This is a genomic window from Rhizobium sp. FY34 (assembly GCF_005222845.1).
Lineage (GTDB): Bacteria > Pseudomonadota > Alphaproteobacteria > Rhizobiales > Rhizobiaceae > Neorhizobium.
Genome location: NZ_STFZ01000005.1, coordinates 94,721 through 120,282, shown reverse-complemented (window position 1 = coordinate 120,282; position 25,562 = coordinate 94,721). Strand labels below are relative to the sequence as shown.

Here is a 25,562-nt window from a genome sequence, read left to right as displayed (position 1 = left end):
CGATCTATTAGGATGCGCAAATATTTTTGGTTAACGACTCTTAAAAAGCAAATTTGGCTTCAAAATTGGTCAGTCATGCCCCGAATTGTAGCATTCGCCGGGGCGATTGACGGCTTTTCCACTATCTGACGGCCCTATGTGCGTCGCTTGTGGTGAAGCGTTGGGCATGTGTTGCAACACTTGCTCTCAGAAAATCCATGACGGCGCGAACGCGTGCAACCTGCAGCAGGTCATGGTGGCAGACAATCCAGTACTGACGATCGAGAATGACATCCGGCAGCACCATGCGAAGTTCCGGATACTGGCCGGCGATGAACAGGGGCAGGACACAGAGGCCCAGCCCGTTGCGGGTGGCCGTCAGTTGCGAAAAAATACTGGAGCTTTGAAAGCTGGGGCGGATGCGCGGATGGATATCGCCCAGATAATCGAGGCCGGGGGCAAAAATCATGTCCTGGATATAGCCGATGAAGCTGTGATCGAGGAGATCCTCTCGGCGTTGTGGTTCGCCAGCGCGGGAGAGATAATCGCCTGTGGCAAAAATGGCCAGTTGGTAACCGGTCAACGGTTCGAAGTAATAGGGACCGGCCTTTGGCGGATCGAGCACGACGGCCAGATCCGCTTCCTTGCGCGACAGTGCCATGATCTGCTGGATGGTGACGAGTTCCAGCGAAATGCTGGGATGTTTCACTGCCAGATCGACAAGGATCTGGGCAAAGAAGAAATTGGCGAAGCCCTCTGGAGCCGACAATCGCACGACGCCCCTCTGGATCAGCGCTCCGCCGGCGATTTCCGCCTGCAGGCGTTCCGCCTCCAGCTCCACCTTTTCCGCCGTCTCGATGAAACGGTGGCCAATCGGCGTCAGCACATAGCCGCGCGGATTGCGCTCGAACAGCTTTACTTTCAACGAAAATTCCAGCCGGTCGATGCGCCTCGCTACGGTTACATGACTGGTGCGCAGCTGGCGTGCCGCCGTCGATAGCTGCCCGGATCTGGCAACCGCCAGGAAGAATTGCAGATCGTCCCAGGTGAACTGCGTGCGCGACATCATCCCTCCATCTGTTCAAAAATGAACAGAGCTTGTTTGCAATTAGTCACGCAGCTTGCTTGCGTCAATGCGAGATATAGCCAATGATTATGTGATGACCGGTCGCTTTGAGGAGAGGGGCTGGTCAAATTTGAACAGGTTCAGTCTGTTTGAGCATTTTCTCTGGGAGGAGAACCATATGCGCAATATGCTTTTGGCGTCCGCCGCGATCTTTGTCGCCGGCGCTTTTGCGGCCAATGCCGCTCCATCCGATGGTAGAGTCAAGATCGGCATCCTGAACGACCAATCCGGCGTCTATGCCGATTTCGGGGGCAAGTCGTCCGTCGAGGCGGCGAAGATGGCGGTCGAGGATTTTGGCGGCAATGTGCTGGGCGTGCCGGTCGAGATCGTTGATGCCGACCATCAGAACAAGGCGGATATCGCCTCCAACATCGCCCGCCAGTGGTTCGATACGGACCAGGTGGATGCGATCATGGAATTGACCACCTCATCCGTGGCGCTTGCCGTGCAGGCAATTGCCAAGGAAAAGAAGAAGATCGACATCGTCACCGGTGCAGCCACCACGGAACTGACCGGCAAGCAGTGCAGCCCCTATGGCTTCCATTGGGCCTATGACACACATGCTCTGGCTGTCGGAACGGGCGGCGCGCTGGTCAAGCAGGGCGGTGACAGCTGGTTCTTCCTGACCGCCGATTACGCCTTCGGCTATTCGCTGGAACAGCAGACGAGCGATTTCGTCAAGAAGAGCGGCGGCAATGTGGTCGGCGCCGTGCGTCATCCGCTTGCCACCACCGATTACTCGTCCTTCCTGCTGCAGGCGCAGTCATCCGGTGCCAAGGTCGTCGGCCTTGCCAATGCCGGTGCCGACACGCAGAACGCCATCAAGCAGGCGGCGGAATTCGGCATTACCCAGAGCGGCCAGCGCCTGGCAGCACTGCTCTTCACGCTGGCCGAAGTGCATGGCATTGGCCTTGAAGCCGCGCAGGGGCTGACGCTGACGGAGGGTTTCTACTGGAACCGCGACGCCGAAAGCCGCAAATTTGGCGAGCGCTTCATGAAGCGCACCGGCAAGATGCCGAACATGATCCATGCCGGCACCTATTCTGCCGTGCTGCAATATCTGAAGGCGATCCAGAAGGCCGGCACCGATGAGACGGCGGCTGTGGCCAAGGTGCTGCATGAACTGCCGGTCGATGACGTCTTCGGGCGCGGCGGCACGGTGGGCGCCAATGGCCGGATGATCCACGACATGTATCTGCTGGAGGTGAAGAAGCCTTCCGACAGCAAGGAGCCGTGGGACTATTATAACGTGCTGGCGACGATCCCCGGTAAGGAAGCCTATATCGATCCCGCCAAGAGCGGCTGTGAACTCGTCAAGTGACGAGGCCTGACGCCATGGCAAGTGCATCCATTCACACGATGGAGCGGCCTGAGCCGCGGGTGGTTTTGTCCGCCCGCGGCCTGCGCCGGGATTTCGGTGGCTTCACCGCAGTCAGAGACGTCGATCTCGATGTTCATCATGCACAGGTGCATGCACTGATCGGCCCGAACGGGGCCGGCAAAACCACCGTGTTCAATCTTCTGACGAAGTTCCTGCAGCCAACGGCAGGCCGTATCACGCTGATGGGCGAGGACATTACCCGCACGCCCCCCGACAAGGTGGCGCGCAAGGGACTTGTTCGCTCGTTCCAGATTTCGGCCGTGTTTCCGCAGATGAGCGTGCTTGATAACGTCCGTGTTGCTTTGCAGCGCAAGCATAACCTGGCGCATCAATTCTGGCAGCCGCTTTCGGTGCTGGATCGCTTGAACGCCCGCGCCGAAGAGCTTCTCGTCTCCGTTGGCCTGGTACGCGAGCGCGATGTGCTGGCAGCCGATCTGTCTTATGGCCGCAAGCGCGTGCTGGAGATTGCAACGACGCTGGCGCTCGATCCCAAGGTTCTGCTGCTGGACGAGCCGATGGCCGGCATGGGCCAGGAGGATATCGGCACGGTTGCCAACCTCATCCGCGAGGTGGCCAAGACCCGCGCCGTGCTGATGGTCGAGCACAATCTCTCCGTGGTGGCCGATCTTTGCCACCAGGTGACTGTGCTGCAACGCGGCGAAATTCTCGCCGAGGGCGACTACGAGACGGTGAGCCGCGATCCGCGCGTGCGCACCGCCTATATGGGCACGGAGGACCATTGAGATGCCGGCTCTTCTGGAAATCAGCGGCTTGAATGCCTGGTATGGCGAAAGCCATGTCCTGCATGGCGTGGACATGGTGGTGGGCGAAGGTGAGATGATCACCATTCTGGGCCGCAACGGGGTGGGCAAGACGACGACCCTGCGCACCATTACCGGCATCCTGCGCAAGCGCCAGGGTGTGATCAAGCTTGCCGGCCGCGACATGATGCAGGTTCCGCTGCACAGGACCGCCCATCACGGTCTGGGCTATGTGCCCGAGGAGCGCGGCATCTTTGCCACGTTGAATGTCATCGAAAACCTCATGCTGCCGCCGAATGTCGGTAAGGGCGGCATGTCGCTGGACGAGATCTTCGAACTGTTTCCCAATCTGCATGAGCGGCGCAACAGCCCCGGTACGCGGCTTTCCGGTGGCGAGCAGCAGATGCTGGCAATTGCCCGTATCCTGCGCACCGGCGTGAAGGTTCTGCTTCTCGACGAGCCGACCGAAGGGCTTGCCCCGGTCATTGTCCAGCGCATTGGTGAGGTGCTGAAGACGCTGAAGGAAAGAGGCATGACGGTTGTGCTTGTCGAGCAGAACTTCCGCTTTGCCGCGCGTGTCGCCGACCGCTTCTACCTGATGGATCACGGCAAGGTGGTTTCGGAATTTCCGGTCGGCGAACTGCCTGATCGCATGGATATGCTGCACAAGGTGCTGGGAGTGTAAATCATGACAATGATCTTCGGCGTTCCCGTGCAGGCCCTTCTCGGTCAGCTTCTGATCGGTCTTATCAACGGTTCCTTCTATGCGCTGCTGTCGCTGGGTCTGGCGATCATTTTCGGCCTGCTGCGCATGATCAACTTTGCCCATGGCGCGCAGTATATGCTGGGTGCCTTTGCCGCCTATCTGCTTTTGCATTTTGCCGGTATCGGCTATTGGCCGGCGCTGATCCTTGCGCCGCTGATTGTCGGTGTTCTGGGCGCGGTCACCGAGAGGCTGTTCCTGCGCAGGCTTTACGATCTTGATCCGCTTTACGGCCTGCTCTTCACCTTCGGCCTGGCGCTGACGCTGGAAGGGTCGTTCCGTTATCTCTACGGCGCATCCGGCCAGCCCTATGCGACGCCGGCAGCACTGGCCGGCGGCACCAATCTCGGCTTCATGTTTCTGCCCATCTATCGCGGCTGGGTGGTCGTTGTGTCGCTCATCGTCTGCCTGGCCACCTGGTTCCTTATCGAAAAGACCAAGCTCGGCGCCTATCTGAGGGCTGCGACCGAAAATGCCACGCTGGTGCAGGCCTTTGGCGTCAATGTGCCGGTTTTGCTCACCTTCACCTATGGGCTTGGCGTGGCGCTTGCAGCCTTTGCCGGCGTGTTGGCGGCGCCGATCTATCAGGTCTCGCCGCTGATGGGCTCCAACATCATCATCGTCGTCTTTGCGGTGGTGGTGGTGGGCGGCATGGGCTCGATCATGGGCGCTATCGTCACCGGCTATATGCTCGGCATTGCGGAAGGGCTGACCAAGGTCTTTTATCCGGAAGCCTCCAATATCGTCATCTTCGTCATCATGGCGATCGTTCTGCTCATCCGGCCGGCTGGCCTCTTCGGACGGGAGGCGTGATATGTCGCGCAGCACCTCAACCTCGACTGCAACCATGACCCCGCTTGCCGCAGGCAGACAAAAAAGCCGCACGACCTTAAGGCTCGTGCTGGCCGTGATTGCCCTTGGGCTTCTGCTTGCCGCACCTTTCTTCGTCTATCCGATCTTCCTCATGAAGGTTCTGTGCTTTGCGCTGTTTGCCTGCGCCTTCAATGTGCTTCTCGGCTATACGGGGCTTCTGTCCTTCGGCCATGCCACTTTCTTTGGCGGTGCGGCCTATTTCACTGCCCATGCGGTGAAGGAATGGGGCTTTCCGCCTGAACTCGGCATCCTTGTCGGGGTCGCCGGCGCAGCGCTTCTCGGGCTGGTGATGGGGCTGCTGGCCATTCGCCGGCAAGGCATCTATTTCGCCATGATCACGCTGGCGCTCTCGCAGATGTTCTTCTTCTTCTGCCTGCAGGCGGAATTCACCAAGGGCGAGGATGGCATTCAGTCCGTGCCGCGCGGCCATCTGCTTGGCGTCATCGATCTCAGCCAGCCGCTCGCCATGTATTATCTCGTGGCCTTCACCTTCCTGCTCGGTCTGTTCCTTATCTGGCGCTTCGTGCACTCGCCCTTCGGCATGGTGTTGAAGTCGATCCGCGAAAACGAGGCGCGCGCCACGTCGCTCGGCTATTCGGTGGCGCGCTATAAGCTGGGTGCCTTCGTGTTTTCGGCTGCACTGGCCGGTCTGGCCGGCGGGCTGAAGGCGCTGGTCTTCCAGTTCGCCACCCTGACTGACGTGTCCTGGCAGATGTCCGGCGAGGTGATCCTCATGACGCTGCTTGGCGGCATCGGCACCATGCTCGGGCCGGTCTTCGGCGCGGGCCTCGTCGTGACGCTTGGCAATTATCTGGCCACTACCGGTTTCCCGGTCACCATCATTACCGGCGTTGTCTTCATGGTCTGCGTGCTGCTTTTCCGACGTGGCATCATCGGCGAATTCAACGCCTCGCGCTTCGGCCGCAAGCTGTAGCATCCATCACCCCTTGGGAGACAGGGCCGACACCGGCCCTGAATTCCGACCCGACACGTAAGAAGTGCTGCCGATTTGCCCCATCCCATCGATGGGAGCCAAACCGCTGCCTGCGGAGCATATTATGGAGACATACGACTATATCGTCATCGGCGCCGGTTCGGCGGGCTGCGTTCTGGCCAACCGCCTTGCGGCAGATCGCAACATGCACGTGCTTTTGCTGGAAGCCGGCGGCAACGACAATTATCACTGGATCCATATCCCCGTCGGCTATCTCTATTGCATCAACAATCCGCGCACGGACTGGTGCTTTTCAACGGATAAGGAAGAGGGCCTCAACGGGCGGGCGCTGATGTATCCGCGCGGCAAGGTGCTTGGCGGCTGCTCGTCGATCAACGGCATGATCTATATGCGCGGCCAGGCCCGCGATTACGACCAGTGGCGCCAGATGGGTTGTGAAGGCTGGGGCTGGGACGATGTGCTGCCGCTGTTTCGCCAGTCCGAGGATTTCTACAAGGGCGCCGATGACCTGCATGGATCGGGCGGCGAGTGGCGGGTGGAACGGGCGCGTGTGCGCTGGGCGGTTCTGGAAGCCTTCCAGCAGGCGGCGAAAGAGGCCGGCATTCCCGAAACGGAGGATTTCAACCGCGGCAGCAACGAGGGCAGCGGCTATTTCGATGTCAACCAGCGATCCGGCGTGCGCTGGAACACCACGAAAGCCTTCCTGCGCCCGGCCATGGCGCGGGGAAACCTCACCGTGCTGACCAAGGCTCAGGCACAGCGTCTAATCATCGAGGGCGATGCCATTGCCGGCGTCGATGTCTATCATGACGGGGTGACGAAGCGGTTTCTGGCGCGCAAGGAGACGGTGCTGTCGGCCGGTTCCATTGGCTCGCCACATCTTCTGGAATTGTCCGGCATTGGCCGGCCGGATGTCCTGAAGACAGCCGGTATCGACGTGGCGCGCGAGGTGCCGTCTGTCGGCGAGAACCTGCAGGATCACCTGCAATTGCGTGTGGTCTTCAAGGTCTCGGGCGTGCCGACGCTGAATGAAAAAGCCTCGTCGATGTTTGGCAAGGCGGCAATCGGGCTCGAATATCTGATGCGCCGCTCCGGCCCCATGGCCATGGCGCCGAGCCAATTGGGCATTTTCACCCGTTCCGGCGATGAAAAAGAGACGCCGGATCTCCAGTTCCACGTCCAGCCGGTGTCGCTCGACAAGTTTGGCGATCCGGTCCACAGCTTTCCCGCCATTACGGCCAGTGTCTGCAATCTGCGGCCGGAAAGCCGAGGCTCGGTGCATGTGCGCTCGCCGGATTTTGCGCTTCAGCCATCCATCGCGCCGCGCTATCTCACCAGCGAGCGCGATCGTGACGTGGCTGTCGCTTCGATCCGCATTGCCCGCAACATTGCCCGCCAGCCCTCCTTTGCCCGCTACATGCCGGAGGAATACAGACCGGGTGCTGCCTTGCAGAGCGATGAAGAACTGGCGCATGCAGCCGGTGATATCGGCACGACCATATTCCATCCGGTCGGCACCTGCCGCATGGGCCCGGATGCCGAAAGCGTCGTTGATCCGCGCCTGCGGCTGCGTGCCCTGAAACGCCTGCGCATTGCCGATGCCTCGATCATGCCGACGATCACATCCGGCAATACCAATTCACCGACGATCATGATTGCCGAAAAGGCAGCGCAGATGATCATCGAGGACAATCGCTGACAGGAGGAGGTCAACCATGGCAAATATCGCATTCATCGGGCTTGGCAATATGGGACTGCCGATGGCGAGCAATCTCGTCAAGGCGGGTCATGTCGTGACCGGCTGCGACCTGTCGCCTGCAGCGCGTGATGCCGCTAGCGAGGCCGGTATCCGTCCGGTCGAGCGGATCGCGGAGGCCGTCGATGGCGCCGAGATCACCATCACCATGCTGCCGGCCGGTGCGCATGTCGTGGCGGTCTGGAGCGAGATCGCCGCGCTCGCCTTGCCGCAGAGCCTGTTTGTCGATTGCTCGACCATTGACGTGGAAAGTGCCCGCAAGGCGCATGCGATCGCGGAAAGCCATGGGTTGTCCTCGCTCGATGCGCCGGTCTCCGGCGGAACCGGCGGTGCCGGTGCCGGCACGCTGACCTTCATGGTGGGCGGAGCAGATGATGCCTTTGCCCGCGCCGAACCCGTTCTGTCTGCCATGGGTCGTAAGATCGTCCATTGCGGCTCGAACGGTGCTGGCCAGGCGGCCAAGATCTGCAACAACATGATCCTCGGCATATCGATGATTGGCGTCTGCGAGGCCTTTGCGCTGGGCGAAAAGCTCGGCCTGTCGCATCAGGCTCTGTTTGACGTTGCCTCCACCTCGTCTGGCCAATGCTGGTCGCTTACCACCTATTGCCCGGTTCCAGGCCCGGTGCCGGCATCGCCCGCCAATCGCGATTACATGCCGGGCTTTGCCGTGCAATTGATGCTGAAAGACCTGAAACTTGCGCAGGAAGCCGCATCGTCTGCCGGCGCCTCCACGCCGCTTGGTGCGCATGCGGCAGAACTCTACAGCCTGTTTGAAGCACAGGGGCAGGGCGGTCGTGATTTTTCCGCCATTATCGAGATGATGCGCGGCTGATACCGCGCATCTCTGTGTTGATCGTCAGACAGCCGAAAGCGTCAAATGCCGGGTTTCGAAGCGCGGAGAGGTGACCGTCACCTCGATCGCGCCCGTCTCGCCGGTCGATTCCAGCCAGAAGCCGGTTGCCCCGCCGGTGAGCACGCTGGTGGACGGCCCGAGCAGTTTTGCAGCGCCGCTGACCGCCACATGCACCGGCTCGTCGAGGAAGGGCAGGAGATTGCCCACCTGGTCGAGGGCCCGCACGATGACGCGCACCTGGTCCTTGGTGGCGGCCGGCAGCGTGTCGTCGTCGGCTACAACGTCAAGCCGGGTGGGTACAGGCCCGCCGGCGAATTTGACGCGTTCGACCTCTCTGCCATTGCGATAGCCGATCATTTCGCCATCCAGCCAGGCCATGCCCCAATTGCCGAGTTCTTCCGCCGAGAAATGCCGGCGGTCGAAAATGACCGGCGGATGCGGCAGATGCGGATAGGTTTCCCGGTCCGGGCCGGCGCGCTTGCGGATATGATCGCCATAGACGAACTCCACCTCGTCGCAATTGGTCAGCACGATGAGCGGTACCACGCCGCCGATATTGCGCTCGCCGCGCGCCCAGAAGGTGACGGGCTTCAGGATCACCTCGTCGTCCGCTTCGCACTGGCTGGCATAGGCGAAGGCGGCGAATTTCGGTTCGCGGAACATGTCCATCACGCCGTGATGGCAGATGCGGTCGCCCGAGCCGAAATCCTTGTGCGTGTTGTAATCGAAGGCGCACCAGCCAATGGCGCCGGATGTCGAGCGCTCGCCATACATGGCGTTCAGCACCTGCAGGTGGCGCGTCACATGTTCGGCCTGGCGCTGTTCCTGGTCATGGCGCTTTGTCGGATACATGTGGCCGTTATATTCGGTGACGATATAGGGAACCTTGCTCGGCAGGCCGGTGCAGACCTGCTGGTCGCGCAGCGGCGTGCGGCTGTGATTGGCGCCGGGCATTTCCTCGCTGCCAAGATAGAAGTCGTTCATGGTGAAAACGTCTTCGAGGAATTCGCTATCGGTGATGAAGCGCACGCCGCCGGTCTGGCGGGTCGGGTCGGTTGCGCGCGCGACACGATTGGTCTCGGCATAGAAATCGTGATTGTCCTGCGATTCGTTGATGCGCACGCCCCAGAGAATGATCGAGGGGTGGTTCCAATCGCGGGTGATCATGCGCTCGACATTGCGCACGGATTGAGCCTGCCACGCCTTGTCGCCGATATGCTGCCAGCCGGGAATTTCCTCAAACACCAGAAGCCCGATGCGATCGCAATGATCGAGGAACCAGGGCGATTGCGGATAATGCGAGGTGCGCACCAGATTGCATTTGAGGTCGTGCTTCAGAATTTCGGCGTCGCGCTCCTGCGCGCGCTTGCCCATGGCATAGCCGGAATAGGGCCAGGCCTGGTGGCGATTCAACCCGAGGATCTTCAGCGCTTTGCCGTTCAGCTTGAAGCCGTCCACGGTAAATTCCGCCGTGCGGAAGCCGAAATGAGAGGCGATATTGTCTATGCCACCCGCCGTCTCGAGATGGACTTCGGCGCTGTAGAGCTGCGGCGTGTCGAGGTCCCAGAGGCCAAGGCCTTCAAGGCCTTTGAACTGCACGGTGCTGCGCGTGCCGGTCACCACCTGGCTCTGGCTGGCGATAACCCGGTCGCCATCCTTCAACTCGACGGTCAAGCGGCCTTCGATCGCGTCGTCGCCGGGATTTGCCAGATCAACCCGCACGCTGACACCCTTGGCGTCCGCCAATGTTTCCTGAGTCTCGATTTTGATGCTGCTGATCGACACGGGCGTCGTGAGCTTCAGCCAGGCATCGCGGTAAATGCCGGCATAGGTAAGGTAATCGATGCGGCCGCCGAAGGGCGGAATGTCGGGGTTTTCGCTGCCGTCGATCTTCACGGTAATCAGGTTGTCGCCTGCCTTCAGATGCGGCGTCAGCCGTGCCTCGAACGGGGTGAAGCCATCCTGGTGGGCAACCACCGCCGTACCATTCACGAAGACCTGGGCATCTGCCATGGCACCGTCAAAGACGATCGAGACTTCGCGATCCTGAAAGTCCGGCTGCCAGGCAAGGATCTTCTGATAGGTAAAGGCGCGCTGGTAGCAGGTCTCGTCGAAATAATTGAACGGCAGATCAACGGCATTGTGCGGAAGGCGCACGCTTTCGCCCGTCATCACCGTTGTTTTGGCCGCCTCGGTAAACCCTTGTGCGAAAGTCCAGCCGTCGTTGAACAGATCCGTCCGGCGCATTGCATGTCCTCCCAATGAAACAATTGGAGGCACTGAAGCGGAAAACCGAAAATCCCGCAAGAAAAGTTTTACTAAATATTTTTATCCGCACAGCCAGGTTGACGGCAGCTCTGGCGCCAGATCATCGTGCTGGGGATTGTCACATGCTTGGGGTAATCGCGCCCGTTGATCCGCTCGACCAGAAGATCGACGGCAGTTTCGCCAATCGCTTCCGACAGGATGCGCATGGTCGATAGCGGTGGGTTGAGAAACTGCGCAACCGGAATGTCATTATAGGAGACGACCGCGATATCCTTGGGAATGGAAAGGCCTGCCTCCTGCATTGCCCGATAGGCACCGATCGCCATGTTATCGTTGGCGGCAAGCACCGCGTCGGGCCGTTCGCTGGAGCTGAGGACGCGTCTAGCCTGTTCATAGCCCACCTCCAGTCGCAGGTTTTGCCCGTCTCCTGTATGCGTGCCCAAGGCCAGCAGCCGTTCATCGAAACGGCCCTCGTTGCGTTGCCAGTCGATATAGGCGCTGGCGCGCGGCTCGCCGAATGTTTCGCCCTCGGCACTCTTCTGATCCTGCCCGCCGATGAATGCGATGCGCCGGTATCCGGCCTGTTTGAGCCCGTCGAGGATCTGTCGCGTTGCAAGGCCCAGATCGCAGGAGACGCAATCAAGATCGTTGCGCCGGGGCACGAAATCGGCAAATACCAGATGCCGGCAATGTTGCGCCAGCCAGTCGATCTCCTCGCGTGAATGGCGGCCGATGGCTATGACGCCTGCCATGCCTTGCAGCAGCAAGGCCTCCGCCATGGTCTGCGACCGGAAGACCTTGACCAGATCCATCTTGAATTCGGCGCAGCGGTTTTCGATGCCAAGCCGCACGCCGATGAAATAGGGATCGATCAATTCCTCGGAGGGATCAAGAAAATGCACGATGGCCAGGCGCGGCTGTACCGCCAGCCGCGCGGTCAGCGGCGGCAGGCCTGCCTGCGCGCGGTTGCGGTTGCGCGGCGTCGCGTAGTTCAAGGCTTCGGCGGTTTCGATGACGGCCTGGCGCTTGGCAGCCGACAGGGAGAGGCTCGGATCATAATTGAGTACGCGCGAGACGGTGGCCGGCGAGACGCCGGCAGCCTTGGCGATTTCCTTGATTGTGACCATCTATTGACCCAGTCTCTTGAAACGGCGCATGCACTATGACGTTTAGTAAAAATTTCCACTTGATGTTTGATAGCCTGAACACACTGTGGTGCGAAAGATATGAGTTAATCATCTTGAAAACACCGAGGGATCATTTTTTTGCCACGTGCGTTAACGATGACGTCTCTGCAGGTTTTATGTGAATTGTCGCCCAACCGGCAGCGACATCATCAAAGGAGTATTTCGATGAAGAGGATCCTCGCAGTCGCGCTGTCTGCGCTGCCCGTATTGTCCAGCGCCGGCATGGCATTGTCTGCCGACGTCGTCTCGCGCCAGGACCGTGTGCCCACCTATCAGGAGGCCGATCAGCGCGATGGTGTACGGATCGGCTATCTGGATTGCTCGATCGGCGGTGGCGTTGGCTATGTATTCGGTTCTGCCAAGGAAGCTGAATGCGTCTTTACCTCGACCATCGGCAGCGAGCCGCTGGACCGTTATTCGGGCGTTATGCGCAAAATGGGGGTCGATATTGGCTTCACCACGCGCAGCCGTATGATCTGGGCGGTGTTTGCACCCACATCCGGCTACCATCACGGTTCGCTCGGTGGCCTTTACCAGGGCGCAACGGCTGAGGCGACAGTCGCCGCTGGTGTTGGCGTCAATGTTCTGGTCGGCGGCACATCCGGTTCGATCCATCTGCAGACGATCAGCGTCAGCGGCCAGCTTGGCCTCAACCTGGCGGCAACCGGTACGTCGATGACGCTGACACCGGCAAGCTGAGCCCATGCGGCGGCGCCCTTGAAGGCAAGGGCGCCGCTTTTTTGCTGATCAATCCGCAATGCCCATGGCACTCTTCAACTGCGCCGACATCGGAACGTTGAGTGTGTAGCGCCCGCCGCGAATGGGCTGCATGAACCACTTGTCGTAGATCGATTTCATCTGCGGGCTTTTATAGATCCGTTCCAGGCTTTCGGCCACCAATGCTGTAAACGGCGCATCGTCCAGCCGTGTCATGAAACCGTAAGGTGCCGGCTCACCAAGGGTCTCATTGGAAATCAGATAGTCCTCCGCCTTGCCAGTACTGGCGATCATCGTGGTGAGGAGAATATCATCCATGGCGAAAGCGGAAACGCTGCCAACCTTCACCAGATCAAAGGCCGATTGCACATCGGCCACCGGGATCGATGCCAGGCCAAGCCTCATCTCGCGCGACAGATGCAGAATCTGTCCGACATTCACAGTTCCAAGCACAACGCTGACAGTCTTGCCGCGCAGATCCTCGATCGTGCGTATATTGTTCTGTCTCAAGGAAACGAAGCGCGTCTGGGCGATGAAATGTGGTGGGGCAAAGGCGGCGGCCTTGCGCCGCTCGGCCGTGTTCGTGCTGGCATTGCACTCGATATCAATGTCACCGCTGTTGAGCAATTGCACCCGGTTGGCAGGCGTGCGCAACACGTAATCGATGCGGATCTCCGTCATGGCAAGTGCGTTGCGGATCTCTTCGGCCAGTGCCTTGCAAAGATCGATGGCATAGCCGGCCACCTGGCCATCCTCATCCAGGAATGAAAAGGGTGGTGCCGATCCATAGCCGACCTTGAGACTTCCGGTCTCCTTGATACGGTCCAGGGTCGATACCGGCGCCTGCGCGAAAACCTGGCCTGCAACAGCTGCGACGATCGCAAGGGTCGCGGTCATCTTCAAGACGAGTACGGCCAAGGTGTCAAGAAAAGCTCTCACCATGTGCGCATCAATTCCCGATATCTTTCGGATCGGCAAATACGGCTTTCAGCTCGGGCGACATCGGCAGCTTCATCGAAAGCCCCGCAGGCGGCACCGGCGATTGGAACCATCGGTCATAGATGCCGTCGATTTCCCGGCTGGTATAAATCTGCCTGAGAATGGCATTCACCTCGCTCTTGAAGGCCATGTCGCCGAGCGGCATCATGATACCATAGGGCTCCGGCGGGCTTAGCGGCTCGTCGGAAATGGCAAAGTCGGTTGGTCTTGCCGAGGATGCGACGAGGCCGGCAAGCAGGATATCGTCCATGACGAAAGCCGATGCCTTGCCTGTCTCGACCATGCCGAAAGCGTCATCATGACCTTTGTTGAGGAGGACCGAAATATTGAGGCCACGGCTCCGGTTCAGGGCGTTTAACTGTTCCAGGTTGACGGTTCCGGTGGTTGCCGCCACGCTGCGACCGGCAAGGTCGGCTATGGTGTGCAGTCCTTCGCTTGTCTTCGAGACATAGCGGGTGGCGGTGACGAAATGTGGATAGCTGAATTCGACCAGCTTGCGCCGCTCGGCATTGTTGGTCGTTGCCGCGCATTCCATGTCGATCTTGCCGGCGCGCATCATCACGAAGCGGGTTGCCGCCGTCACCGGAACATAGTCGATCGTCACTGCGTCAAGGCCGAGTTTTTGCGAAAGTCGCTCGATGATCTTCTGGCACAGTTCGATCGAATAGCCGGTCGGCTTGCCATCCACGACATAGGAGAAGGGTAGTTCGGTTGTGCGGTGACCGATGGTTACGGTCTTGGTCCGGGCAATCTTGCCCAGTGTGTCGACCGGTTCCTGCGCCATGCCGGCCATGGGCCATGACAGGCTTGCCGCCAGTCCGAGAAAAAGCGCGAGGCCATTGCACTGCGGCTTGGCCATGCTGCGGATCACGCGATCAGGCTGTCGAAAGAAATGGCTCGGCATGTCATCGATCCTTCGCTATTGGGCCGCGGCGATCACTGCGACGGGGTGGAGACTGTTCAACCTTGGCTGCAATTCCGGCTTGCCGAAATAATAACCCTGCGCCGATTGGCAGCCGAAGACCTGCAGCAGTTCGAGCTGACCTGCGGTCTCGACGCCCTCGGCGGTTGTTGCCATGTTGAGTTCGCGGGCCAGCGCAATCGTGCTGGTGACGATGCTGCGGCAATCCCGGCTTGTTTCGATCGCGGAGATGAAGCGACGGTCGAGCTTGATACGTGTGAACGGCAGATCGGCGAGGTAGGACAGGGTCGCATAGCCGGTACCGAAATCATCGACGGCGATGCCCACACCCATGGCCCGGATGGCGACCATGGCTGGCAATGCGCCGGCCTGTTCGAGAAGCAGGGATTCGGTCAGCTCGATTTCTAGCCGGTGTGGTTCAAGTCCGCTTTCGCCCAGCGCGTCGCGGATACGTTCTGGCAGATCGTCCTGGCCGATTTCGCGTGCCGAAATATTGACGGAGATCGTCAGTCCTGTTTGCCAGCTGGCTGCCTCACGGCAGGCCTGTCTCATCACCCAGCGACCGATATCGGAAATCAGCCCGGTTTCTTCGGCGACGGGAATGAAGACGCCGGGCGGCACGAGACCGCGTTGCGGATGACGCCAGCGCACCAGGGCCTCATAACCGGTCAGGCGGCCATCCGTCACCTGCACGATCGGCTGGTAATGGACTTCCAGCTGCTCCTTCGCCAGCGCCTCGACCAGTTCTTCGCCGAGCGTTGTGCGGTTGGAACCCGGCATGGTCATGCCGGCCTTGAATACATGGAACATGCCTCGCCCGGCGGCTTTGGAAGCATAGAGGGCCAGATCGGCATTGTTGAAAAGCAGGGCCGGATTGTCACCATGCTCCGGTGCCGAGGCAATTCCGATGCTGGCGCCGACCTGTAGGACAAGGTCTCCGATGTGGTAGGGGCGCCCTATGGCTTGCAAAATCCGGCTTGCCAGCCTCTGCCCGTGGTGACGGGCATGGCGCGGCACTTTCTGGATCAGCGCAAATTCATCGCCGCCCAGGCGCGCCAGCAGGTCGTCGGGTCCCAGAAGCGAGAGGACCCGCTTGCTGGTCATGATCAGCACCTCGTCACCCACCGCATGGCCATAGGTATCGTTGACCGGCTTGAACCGGTCGAGATCAAACAGCAGGACATTGATTGCGCTTTCATCCGATAGACTGTCGGACAGTGCGCTGATCAGCGATTTCTGCAGGAAGGTGCGGTTTGGCAGGCCCGTCAGGGCGTCGTGATGCGCCAGATGCTCCATCTGCGCCGCCGTCTCTCGCACTTGGCGCAGGTGTTCGCGCTCTACGACCGCCTCGCGCAGCGTCTCAATGGCGGTGGCCAGCTGGCCGATTTCATCGGTGCGCCGGCGATAGGGCGTGACATTGCCTGTCTCGTCGCGGGCAATCCGCTTCAGGGCGTCGATGAGGGCTGGAACCGGATGGAACAGCCGGTGCATGACGAAAACGATTGCCGCACCTGTTGCCAGCATGATCAGCGCAAAGATCAGGATGGAATTGCGATAGAAGGCGGCCCTCAGCGTCAGGAGTTCGTCTGCGGTGCCAATGCTGGCCGCGAGCGCCCCCAGAATTTGGCCGTCCGGGGTTTCGATCGGCAGGAAGCTGATGAAATGCCGCTGGTGGTCGATGCTGACGAAGCCCGTAAAAATCTCGCCCGCTGCCGGCTCCTGGTTGTTCGTCCGGCGGGGATCGGTAATGACAATGCCATGCCCGCTCGCATCACTATCGCTGATGACGGTAAATTGTGTTGTTGTCGGATCAAATTGCATAAGCCAGACGGGCTGGCGAGTCTGGACGCTGGCGAGAGCCAGGACATCCGCCGGGATGAACCCTGTGTCGAGCACGGACTGGTCATCGCCGATCTGACGCGAAGACAGGATACGCACGATCTGTCCGGAGGGTGCAAGATCGACTGTTACGAAGGTGTAGATGCTGCGGATGGCTGAACTGGAGATCTGCGCATTTGTTTTTGCCTGGCGTCGCCATTCCTCGCGCTGGCTGCTTTCCAGCATCAGCCAGCCTGTCACTGCTCCGGAAACATAGGCCAATGCGACAGCAACCAGCAGGAACGAGGTAACCTTGCCCAGCAGCGATCCTCGCCAGCGGAGCTTGTCATCCCATCGCCGTGTTTGCGTTGCCTTGCCTGCAAGCATTATATGTCTACACCCTCTAATGAGCGCCTCTCTGGCGCCCGCAACCGAGTGTCGCAACATAGGCATTGATAAAAAATTGACGGAGTATCGGTTAGGGATGAAATCTTTTGCAGGGTTAATGAAGCCTCTCCGAAAATACGCTCCCCTTTTCGGCACGCGAACCCACCCCGTCGCAGGGGTGTATCGCTGTTACTGAAAGGAGGCGTCGCTACACAACTGGTCGCGGCCGGCTGATTTTGCCAGATAGAGCATCTGGTCTGCCGCGTGCAGCTGGTTGTTCAGCGGTTCATTCTGGTTCAGCATGGACAATCCGATCGAACCGGTCACCCGGATCGAGCTTTCGCCCATCATGATATCGGCCGCGCGGATGCCCCTAAGTATGGCTTCACACAGGCTCTGGCTTTCCTGAAGCGTCCTGTCGGGAAACAACAGTACGAATTCCTCGCCGCCGAGGCGTGCGAGAAGGTAATCCTCCTGTCGCGCATGGTCGTGCAGGATCGACGCGATCTGCTTGAGAACGATGTCGCCGCTGTCATGGCCGAAATTGTCGTTGATCTGCTTGAAGTGATCGATGTCGAGAATAGCGATGGCACCGGTGCCGGTAGCAGCGGCGTTGAGACGCGCCAGCTGCTTGTCTGCCCGCTCGAAGAAGGCGCGTCGATTGAACAGGCCCGTCAGCGGATCGCGTTCCGCAAGATGGCGCAGGCGCTTCAGCTGCATCAGCGTCTCGACCGTATTGTTGACGCGGCATTGCAGTTCTTCCGGCACGAAGGGCCGATAGAGGAAGTCGGATGCGCCAGCTTTCAGAAACAGGGCCGATAGGCGCCTGTCGGTCGAGGCTGAGACGCCGATGATCCGCAATCTTTCTGAACTGTAGGTGGCGCGAATGGCTTTGGTCAGTTCATAACCGTCCATGTCGGGCATGTAATAGTCGGTAATCACCATTGCTATGCTGGGATCTTCGGCCAGTCGTTGCAGAGCTTCGTGACCGGTTTTCGCTTCCACCACCTTGTAATTCTGGCGCAGGAGAAAATCGACAAGGTCGTTGCGCGCCGCCTTGGCATCATCCACCACCAGCACGGAAATCGTCTGGTTGGCAATCACCTTGGCGACGGCGGCAACGGCGATCTCCACTGTGTTGCGATTGTCCTTGGTGATGTAATCGACCAGCCGGTAACGCGCATAATTGGTTTGCAACTCATCGATGACGCTGCCGGAAAACAGAACGGTCGGCACTTCAAATTCCGCTAACAGATCAAGGATTTCGCCATCCGGGGCATCCGGCAGCCTGTGGCCGGTCAGCGCCATGGTGAAACGCTCCCTCTCCAGCGCCTTGCGTGCGCCGGAAAGGTTTCCGCAGACCACGACATGGGCTCCGGTCTCTGTTTCGATCCTGTTACGCATCAGCATTGCCAGCGAGACGGATGCCTCAATGATCATGATCTTGGCTGGCAGCTTGTCGAGAGCAGGTGCTGTCTGGGATTGTCTGAACTTGCTCAACCGCTGGCTCCTTCAAAGCCAGCGTCGCGCATCAAATCCTGCGTCGTGTTCAAATCCCGATGTCCTCAACTACCCGTGCGGGTGCAAATGTCTACCATGCCGAATGCATGGGCGCCGCACGCAGATAGAAGAGTCTAAGTAAAAACTCTATCCAATTTGTGAAGAACGTCAGAGAGTTAGAGGTTGTTAAATGTCAAAGGCTGCAACCCTTCTGCCTTTTTGTGCAAAGATCCGCTGGATTTCGGCCCGGTCCGGCAGGGCCGGAGGCTTGGCGAGTGCGGCACTTGCCGCATCCCCAAGCGGCAGGGCAAGGACGGCGGTGGCCAGCCACGTTTCGCCTGCTGGAATGTCGCCGCGCAATTGCGGCAGGTTGGTCTTGGCATGGATGAGGTTGGTGTTGGCAATCGGCAGATGGGCGCGGCCCTGGCGCTTGACCAAGCCCAGATCAACGATGGCGCTCACATCCGTCTGGCCATGCCAGACGGCGCGGCCTTCCCCTTCTTCGCTCCGGTCACGGGCAAAATCGGCACGCGAAATGGCAAACCCGCCTTCGGTCGAATGGAGGAGGCGCGGGGTGACGATCCGGTGCAGGCGGATGTGCCAGGGATTGGCGGGAATGAGCCAGGTCTCGACGGTCACATCGCCCCAGGGTTTCCAGCGCGAATAAAGCATGTCACCCGCAATCAGTGCTTCGTCCAGCGTCTCGCGCATGCGAAAATGTACACCGTCATCGGACAGGCCCAGCATATTGTCAAAACTTGCCGCATCGAAATGCCGGTCATTGGCCTCGATATTGAAGGCATAACGCGTCGAATAGGCGAATTTTGCATATTTCTCATTGGAGCCGCGCATCTTGTCATGCTCCTGCCCCGAGGACAGGACAACGACATTGCCTTGCGTGTGCATGGCCACCATGCCCGGCTTTTCGAGCGGGACCGGATCGGCAAATTGCGGCTGTTCGGTCTCTTCCGCCTGCCAGAACGGGTGATCCTCCGGCAGGGCAAGAGCGAGGAAGAACTTGAAGGCCCAGTAGGGCGAGCCGGCGGAATTGTAGCTCTCGCTCATCAGAAGGTTCGGATAGCCGTAACCTACCGACAAGACACCATCACGATCGGCAATCGGCAACTGTGACCACCAGCGGATGTGGCGCAGGTAATAACCCTTGATCTCACCCCAGGGCAGGGCTTCGAGATCGGCAAACGCCAGCGAGGCCCAGAAGCCGCCGGCGGCAAAGCGGTAGGTCTGGCTGCGACCGAAGGCCAGCGCTGCCCCATCCGGTCCGAACCAGTGGCGGATATCGCCGGCAAATTGTTGCGCGCGCTCACGCATGCGGGTCTTGCGGGCCTCGTCGCCCTTGGCCAGCACCGCATAGATCAGGCCATAGAAATGCATGGCAAAGGGGATGTAGTGATCGACGCGCTTCACCGGCCCGTCGCGATACCAGCCATCGCCGATATCGAATGCTTCCAACTCATCGAGATAGGCCATGGTCTTGTTGGCATCGACTTTGATGCCCACCCGTTCGAGCCCGAGATCGACCAGAACGCGAAAGAATTTCCAATTGTTATCAACATAGTCGCGCTCGCGGGCAGAGACGAGATAGGCGCCGATGCGCTGCTTTGCCTCTTCAGGCTGAGGTTCCCAGAGATGCTGCGGCACAAGCGCCAGCGCAAAGCCGATGGCGGCCAGTTCCACCAGACGCTGGTTGCGGTCTGCCACATCGCCCCAATATTCCGGATGGTGAGGATTGGTGCCGTTGTCCAGCCCGCGCCGATAGAGGTCCCAATGGTCGAACTGGCCGCCGCCGGCACAGAGCGGCACGATGCCCCAGAGCGGTCGGGCAAAGCCTTCCAGATCGGCTGCCGCATGATCGAAGATCGCGCCGGCCGCACTCAAACGCACGCGTGCGCCACCTTCGGAAAAATAGGGAAGCAGCGGTTTGAACAGGTCGTTCACCGCCTTGGCCAGATCGGCGCGCGTTTTCAGCGGATTTCCAAAGAGGGGATTGGCCTTGGCGGGGTCATAGATCACGGGCAGGATTCCGTATGCTTGCATGTCAGAGGAAACGGCCGCAGGCGGATTGCCTGCGGCCGTTCTGGTACGGTGTTACTTGATGGCCTTCACGCCATCGGTCATGTCTTTGAGGCCCGCATCCACGGCGATATTGTCGGTCATGATCGCGTCATGCACGCGGTTCAGGACGACCTCGATCTTGGCCGCATTCGGGTTGACGGCCATTTCCAGATAGGACTTGCCGGCCTTCAGGGCTGCCTTGCTATTGTCATCTGCAGGGTAGCCGGGAAGTGCTGCGATCTTCTGCGCCACATCCTCGGAGCGGATGGCCGGGATCGTGCCGGTGGCCGCCACGATTGCTGCACCTTCGGGGCCGCTCGCGAACTTGATGAAGTCGAGCGCTGCGTCCTTGTGCTTGGAATTGGTGTTGACCGACAGGCCGGAGATCTGGGCGGCCGTTGTGCCGGCGGCAACGCCTTCTGGATGCGGGAACCTCACGATGCCCCAGTTGACGCTCTTGGATTCACCCGACTTCACCTTGGCGATCTGTGTGCCGATGAACCATGTGCCCATGGGCAGCATGCCGATCGTGCCATTGAAGAACAGCGCCGAATAATGGGTGTTGGAGGTCTTCAACGAGGCATAAGAGGGGATTGCGCCGCTCTTTTGCAGGGCAAGCGCCCGCTCATACCAGGGCTTCAGGAAGCCGTACTCGCCATCTACCAGCGTCTGCTTGCCGTCCTGGATGCCGGGAAGCTGAACGGTGGAGCGCCATGTGTGCAACAATGCGCCATAGGTCTTGTTGGCGCCAAAGCCGCCCTTCAGCTTTTCGGCGATCTCGTCGAACTGCTTCCAGGTCATGTCATTGCTGGGGTATTTGACGCCCGCCTTGTCGAAAATGTCCTTGTTGTAATAGACGACCCAGAAATCCGAGCGGAAGGGCAGGGCATAGACCTTGCCATCCACCGTCATGGCTTCGATCAATCCGCCATAGGGGGCCGCTTCGATCTTCTGCGACGTCATGAACTCGTTGAGCGGGGCGATATTGCCGGCGCGCACCAGATTGGCGTAACCCGGCACGTCCTTGATGGTGACGATGTCGATATCCGTCGAGCCGCCGGTCAGCTGCGTCGAGATCATCTGCGTGTAGTCTTGCGAGCCAAGGTCGATATGCTCGAACTTCACATTGGGGTGCTTTGCCGTATAGGCCTCGATCAGCGGCTTGTAAAAGGCCACCTTGTCCCAGTCCCACAGCGCCCATTTGAGCGTGACCGGTGCTGCCCCTTGCGCCAGCGCCGTGCCTCCCAGCGCTGCTGCCATGGTGAAACCGGCAACCGCCGCCTTCAGTGTTCTCCCAAATGTCTCCAGATACATCCTCAAGTCTCCTTCCCTGATTGTGCCTGGTTGAAGCGCCACTCCTGCGGCGCCCTTAGAATGGTTCCTTCTCCCCGGATGCCTCTGCGGGTCGCGACAGAACCAGTGTCGCGGCCCGCTGTGCGCCGAACATCACGGCGAACAGTCCAAGAGAGAAATTCAGTGTCGCCGGCATAAAAACCGAGACGGGGTAAAACAGGATATGCGCCAGCCACAGGCTGGCGACGAAAGCAAGCGCGCCCAAGAGTGGCAGCGGACGCCAGAGGGTGGCCAGCGCCGAAAGTTTCAGCGCCTGCAGCAACGGACGCTGAGCAGTCACGCTCACCGCTAGGAAATAGGTCGCCCAGAGGCCCACAAAGACTGTAGCCACGAGGCTCACCGTCAGCGGTGCCGCGTAGATGAGGCTTTCGTGCGCCGCCGTGCCATAGGTCGCGATGGCATAAAGACCCAGCGCCAGCACCGAGCCGGTCACCATGCCCCAGGCGGTCGCCCGCAGGGCGTATTGGTGCATGGCTTCCAGGAAATCGCGCAGCAGATAGACATTGCGGTCCTCCACCATCGCCCGGCAGATGCTGGCTGTGGCAAAGGTAGCGGCAGGCACGGTCACAAGCGGAAGACTGACGAGGATAAACAGCAGGTTCAGCTTGACCAACTCCCACCATTCACGGGCAAAGATCTGGAAAAACAAGGCAAGCCCGGTGCGCTTCGGGGCATCCTTGTCGATGCCCTTGCCCTCCTTCGTCCACATCGCCTCCAGCCACTGCATGGGCCACTCCTTGATTACCGCGTCAGTACAGGATTGACCGCTCGGTCTCAGGGTCGAACAATTGCGCATTCGTCATGTCGGCGGTGAGCGTCACCGCATCGCCGATCTTTGATTTGAACCGTGGCGAAACGCGCGCCACCATCTGGCGTCCACCGGCCAGAAGGTTGAGATGAATTTCAGAACCCATGGGTTCTGCCAGCTCCACCACGGCGGCAAACGGGGCGGTGTTTTGCGGGTCGATATCGCCCGGCGCCAGTTCGTGAAAGTTTTCCGGCCGGATGCCGAGCATGACCTCTCGTCCGTCATAGGGCGCAATGCGGGCGACATCGAAGGTGTGCGGCAGCGGCAGCACGCGGCCGTCGAATTGGGCGGTAAAGCCGTGACCACTGCGGCGGATCGTTGCCGGCAGAAGGTTCATCTGCGGCGCGCCGATGAAGCCGGCGACGAACATGTTGACCGGGCGGTCATAGAGGTTCTGCGGCGTATCCACCTGCTGGATATGGCCATCCTTCATCACGACGATGCGGTCGGCCATGGTCATGGCTTCCACCTGGTCATGCGTCACATAGATGAAGGTGGCATCCAGCCTTTTGTGCAGCTTGGTGATTTCGGCGCGCATGGTGCCGCGCAGTTTGGCATCGAGGTTTGACAAGGGCTCATCGAGCAGAAAAACTTCCGGATTGCGCACCATGGCGCGCCCGAGCGCCACGCGCTGCCGCTGGCCGCCGGAGAGCGCCTTCGGCTTGCGGTTCAGAAGATGGGTAATGTCGAGGATCTTTGCCGCTTCCTGCACCTTGGCGTCGATGATATCGCGCGGCGCCCTGCGCAGTTCCAGCCCGAAGGCCATGTTCTTGTAGACCGTCATATGCGGGTAGAGCGCATAGTTCTGGAACACCATGGCAATGTCGCGGTCCTTCGACGGCACGTCATTCATCAGGTCCGTGCCGATAAGAAGCTCGCCGCCGGAGATTTCTTCGAGGCCTGCAATCATACGCAGCGTCGTGGATTTGCCGCAGCCGGAGGGACCGACGAGAATGATGAACTCCTTGTCGGCGATCTCCAGATCGATATCGTGCACCACGGTCAGTGCACCGAATGTCTTGTTCAGCTTTTTCAGCGAAATGCTTGCCATTAAACCCTCACGCGATCACCAGTAGGAAGCCCAGCGGCGCGACAGGCGCGTCAGGGCTTCCATGTAATAATAATCCCCCCAGGACACGCACTCATCGACGCCTTCGCCGCGGCAGGTGTTGTGCGGGGTCTTCTTGGAATAGGTGCCATGCAGCACGAGCCCGTTGGAAAGGCTCGGGTCACTCACCGCATAGTGTTCGACAAGGCTTTTCATCATGCGCCGGGCAAGGTCGCGGTAGCGATCTGCATCCTCGCCGCCGACTAGATCGGCCATTTCGAGAAGCCCGCAGGCGACGATGGAGGCCGAGGAACTGTCACGCGGTTCATGTGAGCCTTGCGTGAAGATCAGGTCCCAATAGGGCACGAGATCCATCGGCAGCCGTTCCAGATAAAAGGACAGAAGCCGTTCGAACGTGTCGCGGTATTGCGGCAAGGGTTCGTAGCGATAGGAAAACGCCATGCCGGCAATGCCCCAGGCCTGGCCGCGCGCCCAGAAACTGTCGTCGGCATAACCCTGCTTCGTTACGCCGCGCACCGGCTCGCCGGTCACCGGGTCCATGTAGAAGGTGTGATAGGTGGAATTGTCCGGCCGAACCGAATGCGCAAGCGTCGTGCGCGCATGAATGAGCGCGATATCGCGATATTTTACATCGCCCGTCTCGGCGCTCGCCCAATAGAGAAGCGGCAGGTTCAAGAGGCAATCGATGATGTAGCGATATTCGTTCGGATTGTCGCGCCGGCCCCAGGCCTGGATGAATTGCCCCACCGGCTGGAACCGCTCGATCAACTGGTCGGCGGCAAGCAGTGCTGCCTTACGACCGTCCTCGTCACCCACCAGTTTCCAGGCAGCAATGCAGGAGGGCGAGTAGAGGAACCCCATGTCATGGTGGTCGGTCTCGATGCGGTTTTCGATGCGATGCAGAAAGCTCTGCACCTGGATCTGCGCCGCATATTGAAAGACCTTGTCGCCGGTATGTTCAAAGGCAAGCCAGATTTCGCCCGGCCAGAAACCCGCCGTCCATTGGTCATTGGCAACCGGCGGATAGACATTGCCAATGCTCGAATGGTTCTGCGCGGCATAGGTGAAGGTTGGCAGGTTGCGGCGCACCTGTGCGGAGGCGAGGTCAAGCGCTACGTGGACGTCGTCGTCGGAAATCGGCTGGGGCGAGGGGGGTGAAATTGCATTCATGATATCAGCCCTTGATCCCTGATGAAGCGACGCCTTCGACGAAGAAGCGTTGCAGCGCAAGGAAGACAATTAGCACCGGAATGAGCGCCACCACCGAGGCCGCCATGATCAGCCCGTATTCGGCTGAATATTGCGAGATGAACATGCGAAGGCCAATCTGGATCGTCTTCAGCTCCGTGCGGGTGAGGTAGATCATCGGGCCTAGAAAGTCGTTCCAGGTGGTGACGAAGGTGAAGATGGTGAGCGTCGAGAGTGCCGGTTTGGACAGCGGAAGCATGATCTTCGCCCAGATCTGGTATTCGTTCATGCCGTCGATGCGGGCTGCTTCACAAAGCTCGGTCGGGATCGACATGTAGAACTGGCGCATCAGGAAGACGCCGAAGGCGGTAAACGCCTGCAGGCAGATGAGCGCCAGATGCGTGTTGTTGAGGCCAAACTCGCGCATCAGCAGGAATTGCGGCACCATATAGACCTGCCAGGGCATGGCGATGGTGGCGATATAGCCGAGAAACAGCGTGTTCTTGTAAGGGAAATGCAGCTTGGCAAAGGCATAGGCCGCAAAGCTCGAGGTCAGTAGCTGCAGCACCGTGACGATGATCGTCAGCTTGGATGTGTTGTAGATGAACAGCGCCAGCGGGATCTTCGTCCAGATGTCGACATAGTTCTGCCAACGCGGCTCAGACGGTATCCACTCGATCGGGAAGGCAAACACATCGCGGCTGAGCTTCAGCGATGCCGACAGCATCCAGGCAAACGGCAAAAGCATGATGATGGTGACCACGATAACGGTCAGGTAGACGGCGATCGTGCCTGTGGAGATCTTCTTTCCGGCAATGCGCAT

The 25,562-nt window shown here is 59.7% G+C and carries 21 protein-coding genes; 8 read left to right on the top strand and 13 right to left on the bottom strand.

Annotation, left to right across the window (positions count from 1 at the left end; all coding sequences use genetic code 11):
* Positions 1-121 precede the first annotated feature (121 nt).
* A complete protein-coding gene (locus tag E8M77_RS02560) occupies positions 122-1,048 on the bottom strand; it encodes a LysR family transcriptional regulator (RefSeq protein ID WP_137129041.1) in 927 nt (308 codons plus the stop codon).
* A 175-nt stretch (positions 1,049-1,223) separates the two neighbouring features.
* On the opposite strand from E8M77_RS02560, the gene E8M77_RS02555 reads away from it, so the two are divergent.
* The 7 genes from E8M77_RS02555 to mmsB all read left to right on the top strand — a co-directional run bounded on the left by E8M77_RS02555 (position 1,224) and on the right by mmsB (position 8,429).
* Positions 1,224-2,426 (top strand): ABC transporter substrate-binding protein, encoded by a 1,203-nt coding sequence (locus tag E8M77_RS02555; RefSeq protein ID WP_137129040.1) that lies wholly within the window; start codon positions 1,224-1,226, stop codon positions 2,424-2,426.
* A gap of 14 nt (positions 2,427-2,440) precedes the next feature.
* A complete protein-coding gene (locus tag E8M77_RS02550) occupies positions 2,441-3,229 on the top strand; it encodes an ABC transporter ATP-binding protein (RefSeq protein WP_137129039.1) in 789 nt (262 codons plus the stop codon).
* A 1-nt stretch (position 3,230) separates the two neighbouring features.
* Positions 3,231-3,932: an ABC transporter ATP-binding protein gene (locus E8M77_RS02545; protein ID WP_137129038.1), complete on the top strand. Its 702-nt coding sequence runs from the start codon at positions 3,231-3,233 to the stop codon at positions 3,930-3,932.
* A gap of 3 nt (positions 3,933-3,935) precedes the next feature.
* Positions 3,936-4,823: a branched-chain amino acid ABC transporter permease gene (locus E8M77_RS02540; protein WP_137129037.1), complete on the top strand. Its 888-nt coding sequence runs from the start codon at positions 3,936-3,938 to the stop codon at positions 4,821-4,823.
* 1 nt (position 4,824) lies between these two features.
* A complete protein-coding gene (locus E8M77_RS02535) occupies positions 4,825-5,817 on the top strand; it encodes a branched-chain amino acid ABC transporter permease (RefSeq protein WP_137129036.1) in 993 nt (330 codons plus the stop codon).
* A gap of 124 nt (positions 5,818-5,941) precedes the next feature.
* Positions 5,942-7,537: a GMC family oxidoreductase N-terminal domain-containing protein gene (locus E8M77_RS02530; protein WP_137129035.1), complete on the top strand. Its 1,596-nt coding sequence runs from the start codon at positions 5,942-5,944 to the stop codon at positions 7,535-7,537.
* A 16-nt stretch (positions 7,538-7,553) separates the two neighbouring features.
* Positions 7,554-8,429, top strand: a complete 876-nt coding sequence (gene mmsB, locus E8M77_RS02525) for a 3-hydroxyisobutyrate dehydrogenase (RefSeq protein ID WP_137129034.1) — start codon at positions 7,554-7,556, stop codon at positions 8,427-8,429.
* A 24-nt stretch (positions 8,430-8,453) separates the two neighbouring features.
* Here mmsB and E8M77_RS02520 read toward each other — a convergent pair whose 3' ends face one another.
* Both E8M77_RS02520 and E8M77_RS02515 read right to left on the bottom strand, forming a co-directional pair.
* Positions 8,454-10,697, bottom strand: coding sequence for a glycoside hydrolase family 2 TIM barrel-domain containing protein (locus tag E8M77_RS02520; protein WP_137129033.1), 2,244 nt, complete (start codon positions 10,695-10,697; stop codon positions 8,454-8,456).
* Between the two features lie 71 nt (positions 10,698-10,768).
* The gene (locus E8M77_RS02515) at positions 10,769-11,845 is read right to left on the bottom strand and encodes a LacI family DNA-binding transcriptional regulator (RefSeq protein ID WP_137129032.1); all 1,077 of its coding nucleotides are present in this window, start codon (positions 11,843-11,845) and stop codon (positions 10,769-10,771) included.
* Positions 11,846-12,070: 225 nt separating this feature from the next.
* Here E8M77_RS02515 and E8M77_RS02510 point away from each other — a divergent pair, with 225 nt between their 5' ends.
* Entirely contained in the window at positions 12,071-12,604 is a 534-nt protein-coding gene (locus tag E8M77_RS02510) for a DUF992 domain-containing protein (protein ID WP_137129031.1), read from the top strand.
* A 48-nt stretch (positions 12,605-12,652) separates the two neighbouring features.
* On the opposite strand, the gene E8M77_RS02505 is transcribed toward E8M77_RS02510, so the two are convergent.
* The 10 genes from E8M77_RS02505 to E8M77_RS02460 form a co-directional block, all read right to left on the bottom strand.
* On the bottom strand, positions 12,653-13,564 hold the full coding sequence (locus tag E8M77_RS02505; RefSeq protein ID WP_205910450.1) for an amino acid ABC transporter substrate-binding protein: 912 nt from the start codon (positions 13,562-13,564) through the stop codon (positions 12,653-12,655).
* A gap of 7 nt (positions 13,565-13,571) precedes the next feature.
* Entirely contained in the window at positions 13,572-14,525 is a 954-nt protein-coding gene (locus E8M77_RS02500) for an amino acid ABC transporter substrate-binding protein (protein WP_246659100.1), read from the bottom strand.
* A 15-nt stretch (positions 14,526-14,540) separates the two neighbouring features.
* Positions 14,541-16,748: an EAL domain-containing protein gene (locus E8M77_RS02495; RefSeq protein WP_170975719.1), complete on the bottom strand. Its 2,208-nt coding sequence runs from the start codon at positions 16,746-16,748 to the stop codon at positions 14,541-14,543.
* Positions 16,749-16,937: 189 nt separating this feature from the next.
* Entirely contained in the window at positions 16,938-18,248 is a 1,311-nt protein-coding gene (locus E8M77_RS02490) for a diguanylate cyclase (protein ID WP_246659099.1), read from the bottom strand.
* 186 nt (positions 18,249-18,434) lie between these two features.
* On the bottom strand, positions 18,435-20,279 hold the full coding sequence (locus E8M77_RS02485) for a DUF2264 domain-containing protein (protein ID WP_137129029.1): 1,845 nt from the start codon (positions 20,277-20,279) through the stop codon (positions 18,435-18,437).
* A gap of 75 nt (positions 20,280-20,354) precedes the next feature.
* Positions 20,355-21,635, bottom strand: a complete 1,281-nt coding sequence (locus E8M77_RS02480) for a sugar ABC transporter substrate-binding protein (RefSeq protein ID WP_137129028.1) — start codon at positions 21,633-21,635, stop codon at positions 20,355-20,357.
* 55 nt (positions 21,636-21,690) lie between these two features.
* A complete protein-coding gene (locus tag E8M77_RS02475; RefSeq protein ID WP_137129027.1) occupies positions 21,691-22,401 on the bottom strand; it encodes a DUF624 domain-containing protein in 711 nt (236 codons plus the stop codon).
* A gap of 22 nt (positions 22,402-22,423) precedes the next feature.
* Complete coding sequence (locus tag E8M77_RS02470) at positions 22,424-23,533, bottom strand: ABC transporter ATP-binding protein (RefSeq protein ID WP_137129026.1); 1,110 nt, start codon at positions 23,531-23,533, stop codon at positions 22,424-22,426.
* Positions 23,534-23,548: 15 nt separating this feature from the next.
* The gene (locus E8M77_RS02465; protein ID WP_137129025.1) at positions 23,549-24,721 is read right to left on the bottom strand and encodes a glycoside hydrolase family 88 protein; all 1,173 of its coding nucleotides are present in this window, start codon (positions 24,719-24,721) and stop codon (positions 23,549-23,551) included.
* A gap of 4 nt (positions 24,722-24,725) precedes the next feature.
* The gene (locus E8M77_RS02460) at positions 24,726-25,562 is read right to left on the bottom strand and encodes a carbohydrate ABC transporter permease (RefSeq protein WP_137129024.1); all 837 of its coding nucleotides are present in this window, start codon (positions 25,560-25,562) and stop codon (positions 24,726-24,728) included.

Excerpts from the sequence above, each read along its gene's own strand:
- E8M77_RS02520 (WP_137129033.1), bottom strand. The coding sequence starts at position 10,697 with ATGCGCCGGACGGATCTGTTCAACGACGGCTGGACTTTCGCACAAGGG.
- E8M77_RS02535 (WP_137129036.1), top strand. The coding sequence starts at position 4,825 with ATGTCGCGCAGCACCTCAACCTCGACTGCAACCATGACCCCGCTTGCC.
- E8M77_RS02555 (WP_137129040.1), top strand. The coding sequence starts at position 1,224 with ATGCGCAATATGCTTTTGGCGTCCGCCGCGATCTTTGTCGCCGGCGCT.
- mmsB (WP_137129034.1), top strand. The coding sequence starts at position 7,554 with ATGGCAAATATCGCATTCATCGGGCTTGGCAATATGGGACTGCCGATG.
- E8M77_RS02500 (WP_246659100.1), bottom strand. The coding sequence starts at position 14,525 with ATGCCGAGCCATTTCTTTCGACAGCCTGATCGCGTGATCCGCAGCATG.
- E8M77_RS02530 (WP_137129035.1), top strand. The coding sequence starts at position 5,942 with ATGGAGACATACGACTATATCGTCATCGGCGCCGGTTCGGCGGGCTGC.
- E8M77_RS02505 (WP_205910450.1), bottom strand. The coding sequence starts at position 13,564 with ATGGTGAGAGCTTTTCTTGACACCTTGGCCGTACTCGTCTTGAAGATG.
- E8M77_RS02460 (WP_137129024.1), bottom strand. The coding sequence starts at position 25,562 with ATGCGCATTGCCGGAAAGAAGATCTCCACAGGCACGATCGCCGTCTAC.
- E8M77_RS02465 (WP_137129025.1), bottom strand. The coding sequence starts at position 24,721 with ATGAATGCAATTTCACCCCCCTCGCCCCAGCCGATTTCCGACGACGAC.
- E8M77_RS02540 (WP_137129037.1), top strand. The coding sequence starts at position 3,936 with ATGACAATGATCTTCGGCGTTCCCGTGCAGGCCCTTCTCGGTCAGCTT.
- E8M77_RS02495 (WP_170975719.1), bottom strand. The coding sequence starts at position 16,748 with ATGCTTGCAGGCAAGGCAACGCAAACACGGCGATGGGATGACAAGCTC.
- E8M77_RS02550 (WP_137129039.1), top strand. The coding sequence starts at position 2,441 with ATGGCAAGTGCATCCATTCACACGATGGAGCGGCCTGAGCCGCGGGTG.
- E8M77_RS02470 (WP_137129026.1), bottom strand. The coding sequence starts at position 23,533 with ATGGCAAGCATTTCGCTGAAAAAGCTGAACAAGACATTCGGTGCACTG.
- E8M77_RS02560 (WP_137129041.1), bottom strand. The coding sequence starts at position 1,048 with ATGATGTCGCGCACGCAGTTCACCTGGGACGATCTGCAATTCTTCCTG.
- E8M77_RS02510 (WP_137129031.1), top strand. The coding sequence starts at position 12,071 with ATGAAGAGGATCCTCGCAGTCGCGCTGTCTGCGCTGCCCGTATTGTCC.
- E8M77_RS02515 (WP_137129032.1), bottom strand. The coding sequence starts at position 11,845 with ATGGTCACAATCAAGGAAATCGCCAAGGCTGCCGGCGTCTCGCCGGCC.
- E8M77_RS02480 (WP_137129028.1), bottom strand. The coding sequence starts at position 21,635 with ATGTATCTGGAGACATTTGGGAGAACACTGAAGGCGGCGGTTGCCGGT.
- E8M77_RS02545 (WP_137129038.1), top strand. The coding sequence starts at position 3,231 with ATGCCGGCTCTTCTGGAAATCAGCGGCTTGAATGCCTGGTATGGCGAA.
- E8M77_RS02475 (WP_137129027.1), bottom strand. The coding sequence starts at position 22,401 with ATGCAGTGGCTGGAGGCGATGTGGACGAAGGAGGGCAAGGGCATCGAC.